Source organism: Clostridium sp. 001 (genome assembly GCF_019056555.1).
Lineage (GTDB): Bacteria > Bacillota > Clostridia > Clostridiales > Clostridiaceae > Clostridium_B > Clostridium_B ragsdalei.
Genome location: NZ_CP020473.1, coordinates 2,313,831 through 2,331,494, shown reverse-complemented (window position 1 = coordinate 2,331,494; position 17,664 = coordinate 2,313,831). Strand labels below are relative to the sequence as shown.

General features: G+C 32.6%; 16 protein-coding genes and 1 tRNA gene. 12 read left to right on the top strand and 5 right to left on the bottom strand.

Annotated elements, in window-relative coordinates; genetic code table 11:
* Nucleotides 1-2 precede the first annotated feature (2 nt).
* From B5S50_RS10805 to B5S50_RS10790, 4 genes are all read left to right on the top strand, one after another.
* Nucleotides 3-1,988: a DHH family phosphoesterase gene (locus tag B5S50_RS10805; RefSeq protein WP_065078759.1), complete on the top strand. Its 1,986-nt coding sequence runs from the start codon at nucleotides 3-5 to the stop codon at nucleotides 1,986-1,988.
* Entirely contained in the window at nucleotides 1,989-2,432 is a 444-nt protein-coding gene (rplI, locus tag B5S50_RS10800; protein ID WP_013240836.1) for a 50S ribosomal protein L9, read from the top strand.
* Nucleotides 2,433-2,444: 12 nt separating this feature from the next.
* Nucleotides 2,445-4,340 carry a Lon family ATP-dependent protease gene (gene lonC / locus B5S50_RS10795; RefSeq protein ID WP_065078758.1) on the top strand — a complete coding sequence of 632 codons (1,896 nt, stop codon included), beginning with the start codon at nucleotides 2,445-2,447 and terminating at the stop codon, nucleotides 4,338-4,340.
* Between the two features lie 99 nt (nucleotides 4,341-4,439).
* Entirely contained in the window at nucleotides 4,440-5,774 is a 1,335-nt protein-coding gene (locus tag B5S50_RS10790; RefSeq protein ID WP_217301829.1) for a replicative DNA helicase, read from the top strand.
* Nucleotides 5,775-5,846: 72 nt separating this feature from the next.
* On the opposite strand, the gene hsp18 (B5S50_RS10785) is transcribed toward B5S50_RS10790, so the two are convergent.
* Both hsp18 (B5S50_RS10785) and hsp18 (B5S50_RS10780) read right to left on the bottom strand, forming a co-directional pair.
* The gene (gene hsp18, locus B5S50_RS10785) at nucleotides 5,847-6,293 is read right to left on the bottom strand and encodes a heat shock protein Hsp18 (RefSeq protein ID WP_065078756.1); all 447 of its coding nucleotides are present in this window, start codon (nucleotides 6,291-6,293) and stop codon (nucleotides 5,847-5,849) included.
* A 54-nt stretch (nucleotides 6,294-6,347) separates the two neighbouring features.
* Entirely contained in the window at nucleotides 6,348-6,794 is a 447-nt protein-coding gene (gene hsp18 / locus B5S50_RS10780) for a heat shock protein Hsp18 (protein WP_217301828.1), read from the bottom strand.
* A gap of 302 nt (nucleotides 6,795-7,096) precedes the next feature.
* Here hsp18 (B5S50_RS10780) and B5S50_RS10775 point away from each other — a divergent pair.
* The 5 genes from B5S50_RS10775 (at nucleotide 7,097) to B5S50_RS10755 (ending at nucleotide 10,594) form a co-directional block, all read left to right on the top strand.
* Nucleotides 7,097-7,172, top strand: a tRNA-Thr gene (locus B5S50_RS10775).
* A 344-nt stretch (nucleotides 7,173-7,516) separates the two neighbouring features.
* Nucleotides 7,517-7,897, top strand: a complete 381-nt coding sequence (locus tag B5S50_RS10770) for a hypothetical protein (protein WP_065077981.1) — start codon at nucleotides 7,517-7,519, stop codon at nucleotides 7,895-7,897.
* Nucleotides 7,887-8,243, top strand: coding sequence for an IS66 family insertion sequence element accessory protein TnpB (gene tnpB / locus B5S50_RS10765; RefSeq protein ID WP_122058723.1), 357 nt, complete (start codon nucleotides 7,887-7,889; stop codon nucleotides 8,241-8,243). The genes B5S50_RS10770 and tnpB overlap by 11 nt, the downstream gene beginning before the upstream one ends.
* Before the next feature lie 87 nt (nucleotides 8,244-8,330).
* Complete coding sequence (locus B5S50_RS10760; protein WP_217301827.1) at nucleotides 8,331-9,602, top strand: IS66 family transposase; 1,272 nt, start codon at nucleotides 8,331-8,333, stop codon at nucleotides 9,600-9,602.
* 137 nt (nucleotides 9,603-9,739) lie between these two features.
* The gene (locus B5S50_RS10755) at nucleotides 9,740-10,594 is read left to right on the top strand and encodes an ammonium transporter (RefSeq protein WP_065078754.1); all 855 of its coding nucleotides are present in this window, start codon (nucleotides 9,740-9,742) and stop codon (nucleotides 10,592-10,594) included.
* A 220-nt stretch (nucleotides 10,595-10,814) separates the two neighbouring features.
* On the opposite strand, the gene B5S50_RS10750 is transcribed toward B5S50_RS10755, so the two are convergent.
* Both B5S50_RS10750 and istA read right to left on the bottom strand, forming a co-directional pair.
* Nucleotides 10,815-11,558: an ATP-binding protein gene (locus tag B5S50_RS10750; protein ID WP_217301826.1), complete on the bottom strand. Its 744-nt coding sequence runs from the start codon at nucleotides 11,556-11,558 to the stop codon at nucleotides 10,815-10,817.
* Entirely contained in the window at nucleotides 11,551-13,116 is a 1,566-nt protein-coding gene (gene istA / locus B5S50_RS10745; protein WP_217301825.1) for an IS21 family transposase, read from the bottom strand. Before istA ends, B5S50_RS10750 begins: the two co-directional genes overlap by 8 nt.
* A gap of 312 nt (nucleotides 13,117-13,428) precedes the next feature.
* Between istA and B5S50_RS10740 the strand changes: the two genes are divergently transcribed.
* Nucleotides 13,429-13,794, top strand: coding sequence for a P-II family nitrogen regulator (locus tag B5S50_RS10740; protein WP_065076969.1), 366 nt, complete (start codon nucleotides 13,429-13,431; stop codon nucleotides 13,792-13,794).
* Nucleotides 13,795-14,009: 215 nt separating this feature from the next.
* Complete coding sequence (locus tag B5S50_RS21830) at nucleotides 14,010-14,846, top strand: methyl-accepting chemotaxis protein (protein ID WP_217301824.1); 837 nt, start codon at nucleotides 14,010-14,012, stop codon at nucleotides 14,844-14,846.
* A gap of 196 nt (nucleotides 14,847-15,042) precedes the next feature.
* On the opposite strand, the gene B5S50_RS10730 is transcribed toward B5S50_RS21830, so the two are convergent.
* Nucleotides 15,043-15,918: a LysR family transcriptional regulator gene (locus B5S50_RS10730; protein ID WP_065076967.1), complete on the bottom strand. Its 876-nt coding sequence runs from the start codon at nucleotides 15,916-15,918 to the stop codon at nucleotides 15,043-15,045.
* 264 nt (nucleotides 15,919-16,182) lie between these two features.
* On the opposite strand from B5S50_RS10730, the gene B5S50_RS10725 reads away from it, so the two are divergent.
* Nucleotides 16,183-17,589: a PLP-dependent aminotransferase family protein gene (locus tag B5S50_RS10725; protein WP_065076966.1), complete on the top strand. Its 1,407-nt coding sequence runs from the start codon at nucleotides 16,183-16,185 to the stop codon at nucleotides 17,587-17,589.
* Nucleotides 17,590-17,664: the final 75 nt, after the last annotated feature.

Below are 17,664 nucleotides of genomic sequence, written 5' to 3'. Positions count from 1 at the left end.
TAATGGATAATAAGTACAATTACTTTATAAAGGGTAATAAAGTGTACATGGTGATAATTGCTCTTCTTATTTTAATATTGATGGCATATGGACATATGATAGTTGGAAGTATAGCTATCTGTCTATATGCATTTCTTGTAATTTACAATGTAAAAAATACGGAATATAAAAAAAGTAAGTGGAAAAAGTTTATAGAAGATTTTTCATCTCAACTTGATATAGCTACCAGAAATACACTTGTAAAACTTCCTTTTCCACTTGTTATAATAAAAATCACCGGTGATGTACTCTGGTATAATCAAAATTTTTCCTCTATACTAGAAGGAAAAGACATACTAGGTCAAAATATTAAGAATGTGGTAAGAGATTTTAATGTTAAGCAGGTGGCAAATGGAAAGGAAACTATATTTAGATATATAAAGATTAAGGACAAATATTATGATATATATACTAATATAGTTGATACTTCAGAAAACTCTAAAGATAAAATTATACTCTTATATTTCTATGACGTAACAAAACCCTTTAAAATTATGAATTCAGTAAATGCAAACAAAGATGCAGTAATGTTAATGGAAGTAGACAATTTTGATGATGTAGTAAAGCCTATGGAAGAAGACGATAGACCACTTATAATAGCTGAAATAGAGAGAACTATAAATAGTTATGCTCAAAATTTAAATGCTATGATAAGAAAGTATGAATCAAATAAATATGTATTCTGTATACAAAATAAGTACATAGAAAAAGAAATGGAAAAGAAATTTGAAATACTTGATACTATTAGAGAAATAAATATGGGAAATAAACTTGCAGTAACTTTAAGTATTGGAATTGGCAGGGGTGGTGATACTCCTTTAGAGAATGAAAAATATGCAGTATCGGCTAAGGAATTGGCACTAGGACGTGGAGGAGATCAGGCAGTTGTAAAAAATGGAGATAAGCTTTTGTTTTATGGAGGAAAGACTAAGGAAATTGAAAAAAGAACAAAAGTAAGGGCTAGGGTAATAGCCCAGGCTCTTGTAGATATAATAAAGGATAGTAGAAATGTATTTATAATTGGACACATGAAACCAGATATAGATTGTTTAGGATCTGCTGTTGGAATTCGCAGTGTAGTTAGTTTAATGAATAAAGAATGCTTTATCATATTAGATGATAGTAATGAAAGCATAAAAGTTATATTAGATAAGATAAAAGAAGAGAAGGAATACGATAATGTTTTTATACACAGCAAAAATTGTGAAGATAAGATAGATGAAAATAGCCTTCTTATAATTGTAGATGTACATAGTGAAGGACATGTACAAAATATGCAATTAGTTAAGAAGTTTGATAGAATAGTTATAATAGATCATCATAGAAGAACTACAGATCTCATTAAAAATTCTCTTTTAAGTTACATTGAACCTTATGCTTCATCTACCTCTGAGTTGGTTACTGAAATGCTGCCTTATATGGTAGAAAAACCAAATATAAAACCAATAGAGGCAGAAGCACTTCTTGCAGGCATATGTGTGGATACAAAGAATTTTTATTTTAAAACTGGTGTAAGAACTTTTGAGGCCGCTTCATTTTTAAGAAGATTGGGAGCAGACACCATAGATATAAAAAAGCTTTTTTCCTATGATTTCGAGACTTATTTAAAGAGAGCTGAAATTATAAAATCGGCAAAGATAAAAAATGGTATTGCTATAGCAGTATGTCCTCCAGAAATGGCAAATTTATTATTAGTTGCCCAAGCAGCAGATGAGCTACTAAATATTACAGGTATTCAAGCATCCTTTGTTTTTGTTAAAATAAAAGATGAAGTATTTATTAGTGCTAGATCCTTAGGGGATATAAATGTTCAAATTATACTTGAAGGCCTAGGAGGGGGAGGGCATATGACTATGGCAGGAGCTAAATTAGAATCCGTAACCATAGATGAGGCTATAGAAAAATTAGATGAGGCTATAAATGAATATACTGAGGAGAGTGAAGAATAGATGAAAGTTATATTATTAAAGGACGTAAAAACTTTAGGGAAAAAGGGGCAAGTAATAAATGCTTCAGACGGATATGCTAGAAATTATTTAATACCAAGGGGAGTTGCAGAAGAAGCAAATCAGTCAAATCTTCATATATTGAATAACAAAAAGGAAGCAGAGAGAAAAGAAAAACTTGCTGAAATAGAAGCAGCACAAAAACTTGCTGCTAGCTTAAAGGGAAAAGAGATAAAATTAACTGTAAAGTCAGGAGAAAATGGAAGGTTGTTTGGATCAATAACGGGAAAAGACATTTCAGATGAATTAAACAAAAAATTTCATATAAATGTGGATAAAAAGAAAATAGCAGTTAACAACATAAGACAACTTGGTACCTATGATGTAGAAGTTAAATTGTATCCTGAGATATCCACTAAAATAAAAGTAGTTATTGCAGAGAAATAAGGAGGAAAATTTGTGAAATTACAATTTGTTGATGGATTAAATAGGGAATTAAATGATTCTATTCCAATAAATACTCAAGTAAAAGTTTTATATGATCTTTTGAAAAAAATAATGGATAAAGGTACTGTGAACTCTAGAGTAGTAAGGTATAATTTAAAAGGTTATATGAATAGTGAGAATTTATTTGAAAGAATATATGCTCTAAATAAAATAGTTAGTGATGGAAAAGGATTAACTGAGATACCAGATGAATCAAATGTATATGATGCACTAGAAAATACCAATAATTGGATAGCAGAAACATTAGCAGAAAGATATGTAAGAACTAAGATTGAAAAGGAAGTAGAGAAAAACCTTACAGAACATCAGGATAAATATATGGATGAGGTTAGACTCAGTATTATAAAAAAGCGAAAAGGACCTGAAAATGCAAAAACTTTGAAAAAGTATGCTCAACTTGAGGTACTGGATTCTAAGGGGCTTAGCAAAAACATTCAAAAACTTCTAAGACCAGAAACTTTTGATGAAATAATTGGCCAAGAGAGAGCTATAAAGTCTATACTGTCTAAAATAGCATCACCCTATCCGCAGCATATAATTTTATATGGACCACCGGGAGTAGGTAAAACTACAGCAGCTAGAATTGCTTTAGAAGAAGCTAAAAAGTTAAAGTTTACACCTTTTAGAAAAGATGCCAAGTTTGTAGAGGTAGATGGAAGCACTTTAAGGTGGGATCCTAGGGAAATTACAAATCCACTTCTTGGCTCTGTACATGACCCGATATACCAAGGAACTAAGAGAGACTTAGCGGAAGTAGGAGTACCAGAACCAAAACCTGGACTTGTTACAGAAGCTCATGGTGGAGTGCTTTTCATTGATGAAATAGGAGAATTGGATGAAATGCTCCAGAATAAGTTGCTAAAAGTACTCGAAGATAAAAGAGTCGAATTTTCATCTTCATATTATGATCCAGATGATGAGAATATACCTAAATATATAAAGTATTTATTTGAAAAGGGAGCTCCTGCAGATTTTTTACTTATAGGAGCTACTACAAGAGAGCCAAGTGAAATAAATCCTGCCCTTAGATCAAGATGTACTGAGGTTTATTTTGAGCCGCTTTCTGTGAAGGATATACAGAAAATAGTGGAAGATGCCGCTGAAAAACTTAATATTGAAATTGAGAGCGGGGTATCTGAACTTATAAGTAAATATACAATTGAAGGCAGAAAAGCTATTAACATATTATCAGATGTCTATGGATATGTACTTTATAATAATGGAATAAGTGATTTAAATGATAAAGTTAAAATTTCAGTAGAGGATTTAAAGAAAGTTATATCTATAAGTAGATTTATACCTTTTGAAGAAGTGCCTTCAAAGTCTACCTATGAAATTGGTCATATTTATGGACTAGGAGTAAGTGGATATATAGGCTCTACTATAGAAATAGAAGCCGTTACATTTGAAGCTAAAGAAAAAGGCAAGGGAATTGTAAGATTTAATGATACAGCAGGAAGTATGGCGAAAGATTCTGTATTTAATGCCGCTTCAGTTATAAGAAAAATAACAGATAAAGATATGTGTGATTATGATATCCATGTAAATGTAATAGGTGGAGGAAGGATTGATGGTCCTTCAGCAGGAGCTGCTATTACGGTGTGTATTATAAGCGCCCTTTTACAAAAACCTTTAAGGCAAGATGTAGCTGTAACAGGAGAAATATCTTTAAGAGGAAAGATAAAACCTGTAGGTGGAATATTTGAAAAAGCTTATGGTGCCAGGAGAAAGGGAATAAAGACAATGTTACTACCTGTAGAAAATTTGAAAGAAGTACCTGCTGATATTAAGGATATAGAAGTTAAGGCTGTATCAAATATCGAGGAACTTATGGAATTGATCTTCTAATTCTAAATAAGCAGAGTGTTAATTTGAAACAATTGCTATTTCACCTGTAGATCAATTAAGCAAATGGTAACATTTAATTCTAGGGAGTGAGGCATCTGTATGGATACATCTATTAGAAGCATACCTCATAATATAGAGGCTGAACAAGGTGTAATTGGATCTATGCTTATTGATAAAACTTCAATAGTTGAAGCTATGGAAGTTCTAAACACCGAGGATTTTTATAAGGATTCACATAAGGTTATTTTTGATTCAATACTTGATTTATATAAAAAAGATACAGCTGTAGACATAATAACTTTGACTGAAAACTTAAAATCGAGATCAAAACTTGAAGCAGCAGGTGGTATAACTTATATAAGTGAACTAAGCGGATCAATAGTATCCACTGCTAATTTAAAATCCTATATAAAAATTGTAAAAGATAAATCTGTCCTGAGAAAACTTATTAGGGCTTCTACTAAGATAATAGAAGAAAGTTATAAAAACCAAGATGATGTTGTAGGAACCATTGATATGGCTGAAAAATCTATATTTGATTTGTCAAGTAATAGAAAAGTTTCTGATTTTGAGCCTATGAATGTTGTACTTGAAAGAGGATTTACTGAAATAGAGAGGTTATTCAACGATAAAGGTGAAACTACAGGAGTAGCCTCTGGATTTAGAGAGTTAGATGCTAAGACGTCGGGCTTTCAAAAGGGAGATATGGTACTTGTGGCAGCTAGACCTTCTATGGGTAAAACAACTTTTGCCTTAAATATAGCGGAATATGCTGCTTTAAGGGAAGGTAAAAAAATAGCTATGTTTTCTCTTGAAATGTCAAAAGAACAATTAGCTTATAAGCTTTTATGTTCTGAGGCACATGTAGATATGTTGAATTTAAGAACGGGAAATTTGGAAGATAAGGACTGGGAAAATATAGCTAGAGCGTCAGGGCCTCTTGCTGCTGCAAAGATATTTATAGATGATACTGCAGGTATAACCATTATGGAAATGAGGTCTAAATGCAGAAGATTAAAAATGGAACATGGTATAGATATGATAGTTGTGGATTACCTACAGCTTATGAGCGGAGGCAAAGGCTCAGAAAATAGGCAGCAGGAAGTTTCAGAGATATCCAGATCCATAAAAGCACTAGCAAAGGAAATGGAATGTCCTGTTATTGCCTTGTCTCAATTATCACGTGCGCCTGAAGCTAGAACGGACCATAGACCTATGTTGTCAGATTTAAGAGAATCCGGATCAATAGAGCAGGATGCAGATATAGTTATGTTTTTGTACAGGGATGAATACTATGACAAGGATACAGAAGATAAAAATATTGCGGAATGTATTATTGCAAAACAGAGAAATGGTCCTACAGGAACTGTAAAATTGGCCTGGATGGGTCAGTTTAGTAAATTTGGTAATTTAGATGTTATACATCAGGAATAGCTAAAAAACACTGTAAAGTTTATTTACAGTGTTTTTTAGTCTGGTTATATTAATTTTGTAGTAAGTAATTTTTTATTGTATATCTATTTTCTTACCTTGTCTTTTACCTTGTGAAAGTTTTGGAAGGCTAACTTTTAAAACTCCATCCTTAAAAGAAGCTGTAATGTTTTTGTCATCTACATTATCAATGTAAAAACTTCTTCTGAATTCACCATATCTTCTTTCACGTCTTACAAAGTTTTCATTTTTATCTTCTATAGAGTCATCCCTTTTTGCAGATATGGTCAAGTAGTTATTATTGAAATCCAAATCTATAGAATCTTTATTTATTCCTGGTAGATCAGCACAAACTACATAAGAAGTTTCATTTTCCTTAAGATCAACTTTAAAACCATTGCCAAAACCGTTTATGTTCATAGGTGTGAAAAAGTCATTGTCAAAGAACGAATCTATAAAATTATCGAATGCATCACCTCTTTTTAAAGAATTGTTTTTTCTAAATGGAACCATATCAAACATAATGAATACCTCCTAAATATAATTTTATTATTTTTTAAAAATTATCAAATTTCGTTAATGTATATCTATTTTTTTGCCATTTCCTTTTTCTCTATTAAGTTTTGGAAGATCAACTCTTAAAACTCCATCCTTAAAAGAAGCTGTAATATTTGAATCATCTACATTATCGATGTAAAAACTTCTTTTGAATTCACCGTATCTTCTTTCACGCCTTACAAAGTTTTCATTTTTATCTTCAATAGAATCATTTCTTTTTGCACATATAGTCAAATAATTACTGTTAAAATCTAAGTCTATGGAATCTTTATTTATTCCTGGTAGATCAGCACAAACTACATAAGAAGTTTCATTTTCCTTAAGATCAACTTTAAAACCATTGTCAAAACCATTCATGTTCATAGGTGCGAAAAAGTCATTATTAAAGAATGAATCTACAAAGTTATCGAATGCATCACCTCTTTTTAAAGAATTGTTTTTTCTAAATGGAACCATATCAAACATAATGAATACCTCCTTATAGATTTTATTTTCTATGTTTTCTAAACTGTTTTTATATTTTGTAAATCCTTATTACAGTTATTATAGTACAATAAAGGTCAAAGAAAGTCAAAGTCTAAAAATAAATGAATTGCATAGATATGATTAGTTATTATTAGAGCTAACTATATAATTTAGTGCTATCCATATATTTTCAAGATATGCTAAGAAATTAATCATATTTGGATAATTATGATAGTAATATAAAAAAAATTTTTTTATATTTGCTTAAAATAGAGTTTTGTATTAAAATAGTATTGTGTTTTGCTCCTATGGCTCAGATGGTAGAGCAACTGATTCGTAATCAGTAGGTCACAGGTTCGAATCCTGCTAGGAGCACCAATAAAGAATTTGACAGGTTCTAAATACAGAAACACTCACTTGTTTATTGTAGTGATATTACAGTAGACTAGTGGGTGTTTTTTTGTGCTCTTTGATTGGACTTAATACCAATATAGAGTGATCAATGAAAACTCATATTCTTTAAATTTTCATTCAACACTTTATTTTAAAATAATCAACAAAAATATGTAAAAAATGATAAATTAATAGAAATTATAATATAACTATAGTAAGCGTCAAATAAGAAGTTGGATAGAAAGTGTTTAAAAAATGTGAGATAATCTTCTAAAATAAGTTTTAAAGTTTTTAAAGTTAACTTGAAAAACTTTAATAGGAGATTTTAAATGGATGTACAAAAAACAACACAGGATTATAGAATGAATAAATGGATTAAGACCATACGTGAATGCATGGATAGTGGAGAAAATGTATCTTCCTGGTGCAGGAATAATGGAATTAAGGCAAACAGTTATTACTACTGGCTAAGGAAAATACGTGCTGCTGCCTGTAAAGCACTGCCTTCAATAAACCATCAGGGACAAATAGTTCCAATGGATATGCCCAAAATATCTAATGTCATTTCTACAGATACAGCTTATGTTCCTTCAGGAACATCCCAAGCTGATGTTATTGTCCATTTAGGCTCTGCAGTACTTGAAATTCACAACAGTGCCTCAGAAAGTTTAATTCAAAATATTATAAAGGTGCTCAGAAATGTTGGGTGATATTTCAAAAGCAGAGAAGGTATATATTGCAACTGGATATACAGATATGAGAAAATCCATTGATGGACTTGCTGCAATTGTACAGCAGAATTTTGAGCTGAATCCATTCCAAAATAGCTTATTTTTATTCTGCGGTCGGAAGAGAGATAGAATGAAAGCATTATATTGGGAGGGCGATGGTTTTGTACTTCTTTATAAAAGATTAGAAAATGGACGTTTTCAGTGGCCCCAGGATGCACAGGCAGTAAAATGCATAACTCCTCGGGAATTTCGGTGGCTCATGGAAGGACTGTCATTGAATCAGCCAAAGGCTGTAAAAAAGGTAGATGTACAAACTGCACTCTAGTGTCAGAGAAATCTGAAATCATGCGGTTTTATAGAAATTCATGGTATAATAATAGATATAAAAAATAGTAAAGGAACTGTCTCAATTATGTATACCAAAAATGAAATTCTAGAGCTTAAAAATCGCATAATACAACTGGAGAAGGAGAATAAAACTCTCCATGAGACAGTTGAATTTTTAACACACAAGTTATTTGGCAGGAGCAGTGAAAAAACATCTGTAATTGCAGGTCAGATAAACCTTTTTAATGAAGTAGAAACAGAAAGCAAGCCGTCTGCGCCAGAACCAACATTACAAGAAGTAGCAAACTACCGACGTAAGAAATTCAATGGACAACGCGCAGAACTTCTAAAAGATATTCCCCATGATACAGTAATTTGTGGTCTTGAAGAAGACGAACGTTTCTGTGAAAAATGTGGAACATCTCTAGTAAGCATTGGCAGAGAATTTATTCGCACAGAATTAGAATTTATTCCAGCAAAAGTTCGTGTTATTGACTATTATCGGGAATCTTACGAATGCAGGAAATGCAGAAAAGAAGGATTGCCTTATATAGAGAAATCACCAATGCCGTACCCTGTAGTACAGCATTCAATGGCTTCACCATCTACAGTTGCCCATATCATGTATGAGAAATTCGTAGATGCCCTCCCTTTATACCGTCAGGAGAAAGAATGGGAGTCACTGGGGGTAAAGCTAAGCCGTGCAACAATGAGTAACTGGATTATGGTTGCAGCTAGAGACTGGCTGATACCACTTACAAAATTAATGCACCAGAAACTTATTGAAGAAAAATATTTGCATGCAGATGAGACGCCTGTACAGGTACTTATGGAGCCTGGAAGGAAAAACACATCTGAATCCTATATGTGGGTATACAGTACGTATGCAGGAAGCCAGACACCGATAAGGTTGTTTGATTACAAACCCTCAAGAAGTGGAAATTGTCCACAAAAATTTTTAAAAGGTTTTAAAGGATATCTTAATACCGACTGCTATAGTGGATACAATAAAGTACCTGGAATAACAAGATGTCTGTGCTGGACACATCTTAGAAGGTATTTTGTTGAAGCACTTCCGAAAGATATAAAAAGTCCAGAAGCTACACTTCCGGCAATAGGAATTGACTTTTGCAATAAACTCTTTTCAGAAGAGAAACTACTTGTGAATCTTACACCTGATGAGCGAAAAACGAAGCGTCTTGAAACGGCTAAAGCTAATGGCCTTGAGCCCTATAGTTATCTCAAGTTTTTGTTTAAAAATTTACCAGGTGTTCAATTTGAAGCACATCCAGAATTCCTGAATGAATACCTGCCATGGGACCAATGGGTTCAATCTTCATGTAAAAAGAAAGCATAATAAATTACGACCATTTTAACGAATGGTCGTTTATTTTTTATGCTTATACACCGGGTAATTTATCGCTTACTAACTATAGATAATTTGCACAAAAATTAGTATTATATAAATAAGTTTGTTATTTTAGGAGGTGTTTTATGAGTGGAGTAAATGGAGCAGATACTGTATTTGTAATTATGAGCACAGTACTGGTAATGGTTATGACTCCAGGGTTGGCGTTATTTTATGGAGGAATGGTTAGAGGCAAGAATACATTAAACAGCACCCTTCATAGTTATTCGGCTCTAGCAATAGTATCTATTCAGTGGATACTTATAGGGTATACGCTATGTTTTGGAAAGGATATAGGAGGATTAATAGGTGGTCTTAATTTTGCTGGCTTAAAAGGAGTAGAATTTGCACCGAATGCAAATTATGGAAGTACAATTCCACAGCAAGCATTTATGGTATTTCAGCTTATGTTTGCCATAGTAACTGCAGCAGTTTCAGTTGTAAGTTGGAGTGTTTGTGAATTTGCTTATAGAAAAAAAGTAACTTCTCTTGGAGTTGTTAGTGGAATAGTTGCAGGTCTTGTAGCTATAACTCCGGCTGCAGGTTTTGTAAGCCCCCTAGCTTCAATGATTGTTGGTTTAGTAGCAGGAGTTATATGTTATATATCTATTACTTTTATTAAGGCTAAGTTTGGATATAATGATGCATTAGATGTCTTTGGATGTCATGGTGTAGGAGGAATATGGGGGGGAATCGCTACTGGAATATTTGCATGGAAGTCAGTAAATTCAGCTGGTGGAAATGGATTAATACATGGAAATCCGAAATTGATTGGAATTCAGGTTATAGGTATTTTATCTAGTATTATATATGCAGCAGTAGTTACATTTATTATAATTAAAGTAATTAATGTTGTAAGCAGTATAAGAGCAAGTGAAAAAGATGAACAGATAGGTTTAGATATTACAGAACATGGAGAAGAAGCCTATGGAGGACTGTAAATTTAATATAAATATAAAAATATAGTTGAAAAGTCTTTATAAAATAGTATAAAATTTAAATGCATAATATAAATTTGTATTTTAAGTGATTTTGGAATTAAAATCTAAAAAGTGTAGGTAACTGATTATTTCGCGGAAAAGAATCCAGTACGGAGCATAGCTCCGTACCAGTAATAATCCGTCTTGAATCCAGCAATTCACGGAATGAATCCACTTGAAATTATAGCTTGTGTTTAGCACAGTACTCACGCATGTTCAGGGATCCTGTTTCAACCCAGATTGCATTATGTACTATTCTGTCCATGATGGCATCAGCATGAACACCACCACCAAGTCTTGAATGCCAGTCTTCCTGACGGTATTGCGTGCAGAAGATAGTAGATGTTGAATCGTGTCTGCGTTCAATCAGTTCGAAGATGAAATGCTGTTCTTCTTCAGAGATATCTTCAAGTAGCCATTCATCCAAAATTAGCAATCCATAACAGCTATACTTCTTAAGTAGTTTTGCTGAGCCCTTAGTGACTAGAGAAGCCTCATCATGCTCTACTAATAAGTCTGGAAGTCTTATATACCTAGTTTTGATCTGATATTTGCAGGCTTGCCTTCCAAGTGCACATGCAAGATATGTTTTGCCAGAACCGGTAAAGCCTTGAAAAATGACATTTGAATTGTTTCCAATGAACTGGCATGTGGACAATTCTTGAATCACCTGCTTTTCAATACCACGTTCTGAATAATAGATATCATTTACTTCGGCTTTGGGAAGCCTGAACTTTGAAAGCTTCATAAGTCGCTGAATCTTACTGTTATATTTCTCCTGGTAAAGATAATCCATCAGCCTTTGTATGCGTTCATCAAATTGCAGAGTGACACAGTTGATGTCTCGCTGCTGTATTTCCAATGCAGTAATGAGTTCACTAAGATTCAGTTCACGCAGTTTTCGTTTTGTTTCATCGTTAATCATTACTGCTACCTCCGTAATACTCTGCACCACGTACATATCCACCTGTATTTTTCTTGGGTTTTACGGATGCATTTTTATTTTCTAGATAAATCTGGTCTTGATTAGTAGCAAGAATAGATTTAACATGATGATAGCGGGGCGTTTTGACTCTAGTTAGTGCCAACTCGCAGGCAGTTTCCAGACGGGCTTCTGAATAGGTTTTGCTCAAGCGTAAAACGGACAGGGATGGGTTGTATCCCTGTTCTTTTATTTTTACTCCAGCAAATATCCTATCAATAACCTCACCGGTACTGCTTCCGATAGAATAAGCCCGTCGTCTGATTCGTGTATTATCCCATTCAGGTTGTTGGAACTGATCAGGCATGTCTTCAGCGTGTGTTGAATAACGATTGATTACATAATCAGGAAACTTTGTATGGGTAGCAACACGTTCCCTTGATATATATATTTCCAAGTTAGAATCGGTAACTTTTAGGTCTGCTGTTTTACCAACATATTGATAAGGGCAGGAATATCGATTCTTGTTATAGACCACGTGACAGTCAAGATTTACTTTTCTGCCATAAATCCATTCAGCGATTTCATATGGGATGATTGGAAGATTATGAAGATAACTCTTTTCTTCTTCAAAAACTGCCTTTCGGCTTCCCTCACGTTTTTGGAACTTTTGGTTATTAAAGTCCGTAAGGGCATTTGAGACACCCATCTTTAATTCATGAAATGAGTAATAGAGCTTATTACGAAGTTTAGCAATGATGGCAGTTGCTACCTTTCCAACAGTACCTTCTACTGATGCTTTCTGTTTAGGTTTTCTGACTCCGGTTGGCATGATTGCTGTCATGTAATGAGAACCAAGTGCCTCATAATTGTCGTTAAGTATGATATCGCCTTCTTTAGGATGGGATATAACACCAGTTTTGAGATTATCGCAAACAGTACGGATGGTGACACCACCAAAGAATTCATACATGTGAATATGACATCTAAGCCATGTGTCCTGCTTCATATCAAGACAGGGCTCTACATATGAATACTGGCTATATGGAAGTGTAGCAACAAACAGATATACGGTAATCACTTCACCTGTTGTAGCATCAACATAAGACATCCCTGGTCCTGACCAGTCTACTTCTGTGATGACACCTGGCTTGTGATCCAGATGATTAGTCAGTTTGTTTGCAATCGTATAATCACTGTATCCCTCGCAGAATTTAGTGTAGCCCATAGAGATTTCGTTGGAGCTATTACATTTATCACAGTATTCCTGCCAAAGCAGTTTTAATGTAACACCAACTTTCTTCAATTCTTTGTGAACATACTCATAATCAGGATTCCTATACATATTTTCGATGACATGCTTATCCGGATAGAAAATCCGATATACGATTTCCTCATCCATGTCTTTGACAGTATCGAAGGTAATGCCGAGAGAATCAGCGATGTGAAACACATCACTAACAGAGTTTTTAGACATATGCCTGGTAGCTGCAATTGTGTTACGTGACATACGTGCTGCTCGAAGCTCTAGGATGAGCTTCACTTTGATTTTATTGGCCATAAAAAGGCCTCCCTTCTGTAAAATTAGGTAGCTTTTAGCTCCATATTTATTGTACAGAAGATTTATGAATAAGTGGAATCATTCCACGAATGACCTTATAAAAAACAGAGTGGAATCATTATGCGAATAGGTGGCTCTCAATTGCGTATTGATGGCTCCGTGAACGCGAAATAATCAGTAACCTTTGAAATCGTACTTGATATAATATTATGTAAAGAATTAATTTATTAATTTGTACATTTTAAGTATCCAGATCAATGATTGTAGAATTACGAAAGAAATTGAAATATATTTAATAAGGGAGGTAAAACAATGGGTAATAAACTTAAAAAGGTGGATATTATTACTCACAAAGCTAAATTGGAGGAATTAAGAGAAGCATTAAATGACATTGGTGTTACGGGTATGACTGTTACAAATGTTTTAGGATGTGGAGTACAAAAAGGTTATAAGGAATATTATCGTGGATTAACCATGGACATTAATCTACTACCAAAAGTAAAAGTAGAAGTGGTAGTCTGTGAAGTACCTGTAGAACTTGTTATTGAAACTGCTAAAAAAATACTCCACACAGGAGAAATAGGTGATGGAAAAATATTTGTTTATGATATTGAAAACGTTATACGTATAAGTACTGGTGATGAAGGGAGAGAAGCCCTACAATATAGTAAGCCTTAGATTTAATATTAAATGGAAATACCCACTTGTTTATTGTAGTAATATTGCAGTAGACTAGCGGGTGTTTTCTTATTTGTAGTGTTTTCATAAAATAGGTATATGGTAAATTAATCATAAATTTACTTATATACAAATGCAAGGAATATATTTCAATTTATACAAGTAAGATGTATAATATATATTGTATTTATAGTAAATTAATTGGAGGCAAAAATATGTTATCACCGATAGTTGAAAATACAATATTTAATTCTTTAAATGATTCACTGCAATACATAGATATACTTTTTGGTCATCATATAACTATATATATTACTGATACAGAAAAAATTTTAAAAATTCTTTATAGTGACAAGCTAAGTTTATCAAGTAAAGAAGGAGATCCAATACCAAGAAAAGGACCGCCAGGTGAGGCACTAAGAACTGGAAAGCCAGTAATAGATATTGTTTCCAAAGCATTATACGGAGTACCTTTTAGATCGTACTCAATTCCAATTAAAGATAATAATAACAAGGTAATTGGTCTTTTACTAGCGGCACAAAGTCTTGAAAATATGGATAAGGTGCTGACTCTATCTAAAAATGTATCTGGTTCTCTTAAACAAATGTCCTTGGCAAGCAGTGATATTTCCGAGCAAATCCAAAACATAGTTAACTCAAATGAAGATACTTCTAAAGCATTAAATAAAGCTAATAAAAATGCTAAGGATACTAATGAAATCTTAAGATTTATACAAAGCATTTCAAAGCAGACAAATCTTTTGGGATTAAATGCAGCTATTGAAGCTTCAAGAGCAGGAGATAATGGAAAAGGCTTTGGTGTAGTTGCACAAGAAATAAGAAAATTGTCTAAATCAAGTAGTGAATCAGTTAAAGAAATTGATTCCGTGCTAAAAGAAATTACCAGTTCTATGGAACTTGTTACTAATAGTATAAATAAATCAAATTCCAATTTTGAAGCAGCAAGCAGTGCAATAGAGGAGATAACTTCATCTATTCAAGAACTTTCTTCAACTGCTGAAGTATTGGAAGAAGTATCTAAAAAAGTTTAATTAGCATAGTATAAAAGTGCTAATTGATAATCAGTAGACTGTAGGGTCAAATGCTGTTATAACTGCCAAAAAATAAATGGTTATAGGAATTACAACTGCTTATTTTTTGGTTTTTTAGTGCAGCTGAAATTTCAATTAATCATAGTATAGAGATTACGGCAGCTTAGTAAGTAAAAATAACGCATGTATATTAGTTTTAGTAATTTAGCATATAATTTGTGAATATTTTCACTAAATTGGGCTCAAATCGGTGTTTCTTAGTTATTAAACAAATTTCCCATTTGAAAGAAGGATCTTTAAAAGGAATTGGATAAATGTCCTCATAGTTAATATCTTTAGCCATAAAATCAATACTTATTCCAATACCTTTATTAAAATGACTTAGTTTATGAACGGTAATAATTTCTGAGGTAGTAAAGACTATATTTGGTTCAAAACCTGATTCTCTGCATTTATTAATAAAGTTGTGATAAAAATGAAATTTTTCATTAAGAATAATAAATTTTTCGTTTTTTAATTCTTTAAAATCCACTGATGTTTTTTTAGACAATGGATTTTTTTTATTTACTAAAATACAAGGATACTGAGATTTAATGGCAGTAGAATTAAAAGTTTTTTCATTAACGGGGCCAATTGAAACAGCTAAATCTGCTTTTTCATTCATAACAACTTCTTCACAAATTGAATCAGGATAAGTTTTTATAACTAACTTAATGTTAGGATAAGTTTTTTGGAAGTCAGATATAATATCTGGTGATAGAGCATTAAGAACTCCAAAGCTAAAACATACGGTTAGAGTTCCCTCATTGATATTAGCCATTTTATTCATGTCATCTAAAATCAAATCAAACTCCTGTACAATATGTTCCGATCGTTTTTGCAAGTATTGCCCATATTTTGTTATTTTGATTCCTTTAGGTGTAGTATGAAGTAAAGGATATTGAAGTTCTTCTTCCAAATTACTAATTGCCTTGCTTAAGCCCTGTTGAGTAATATAAATTTCTTTAGCAGCTTTTGAAAAACTCTTATGTTTGCAAACTTCTAGAAAATATTTTAATTGTTTGATCTCCAATTCATTACACCTGCCTTTTATAATATCTTAAGAAATTTTAAAAGTATAATATGCTAATTCTTATACTTTTATATATTATGATATAATAATATAAAATATTGGTTGATACCGTTTTATGTTGATAAAATAAGAAATTAATATAACTTTATTGTAAAACACTAGTGTTATATGTAAAAGTGCCAGATTTAGAAAAAAGAATGAGGCCAACTATAGAAAAGCGTATTCTTAAAGAATCATGATTTTAGGTTAAAAGGATGTGAACGTATGTTTGTTTTAAAAGATAAAAGTGATGTTCCATTATATATTCAGTTGTACCAGCAGTTTAGAGAGCAAATTTTAAATGGTGATTTAAAGCCAGGTAGTAAACTGCCATCAAGCCGAAAACTATGCAGTGATTTACATATAAGTAGAAACACTGTAGAGATAGCTTATCATCAACTATATTCGGAAGGATATTTAATTAGTAAACCTCGCAGCGGATATTATGTTGAAAAGTTAGATCTTTCATATATTCATGGTACAAAAGAAGTTTTTTATAATAAACCTACGTTGCCAGATAATTCGGATTCATTAATTCAATATGATTTTAAATATGGGAAATTGAATGAGAGTGAACTTCCTATGACGCAGTGGAGAAAGCTTACAAATAAGTGCATAAAAAATTTTTCTAGGCAGATGACAAGTTATGGTCCAACTTTTGGAGAAATTGATCTTCGAGAAGAGATATTAAAATATCTTCATTATTATCGTGGAGTAGAATGTACGTTAGATCAAATTTTTATTGGGGCCGGCGTGAATTACTGTTTAGGTATGTTATGTCAACTTATTAAGGATATTACTACCACAATTGCAATGGAAGAACCAGGACATCATATAACCCGCCGTACCTTAGAAAATCATGGATTTAATGTGAAGCCTATTTCTCTTGATTCATCCGGATTAAATGTAACGGAACTAAATTCTACAAATACCAAAGCTGTGCATGTTACTCCATCACATCAGTATCCTTTAGGAATTATAATGCCTATTTCTAGAAGACTTGAGCTTATAGAATGGGCAATTAAAAACAATTCAATAATTATTGAAGATGATTATAGCTGCCACCTTAGATATAATACAAAACCTGTGCAGTCTCTTCAATCTCTTTGTAGTGATAGAGTTGTATATATCGGCAGTTTTTCAAAATTTTTATTTCCAACATTACGTTTATCATACATGATCATTCCCAAATGTATGTTAAATAAGTTTACTGTAATGTTTGAGGGGTATCCACCTTCTGTACCTTTTATTATCCAAAAAACTTTAGAACTTTTTATGAAAGAAGGGCATTGGGAAAGCTACCTTAGAAAAACTAATAGGATGCAGAAGAAAAAACATGATGCACTAGTTGAAAGTTTGAAAAGAATGTTTGGAGACAAAATTTCTATTTATGGCATGAATGCTGGTCTTCACATCTTAGTACAGGTGAAAGAAAATGTGTCAGAAAGGGAGTTAATTGAAAGAGCTCATGAAGTTGGTGTAAAAGTATATCCTACGTCGAAGTTTTGGAAATATCCTGAGAACAGTTTAAAAGGTACTGTTATGTTGGGATTTGGAGGAATAAAATTAGATGAAATTAATCCAGCTGTTAAACTTCTATATAAGGCGTGGACCAATAATAATGTAGATTAAAATAGAGAAAATAAATTGTTTTTGCCCTTCTTTTAAATTTTAAAGTTATAACTTTTAGTTGTATAAGTGTAAATT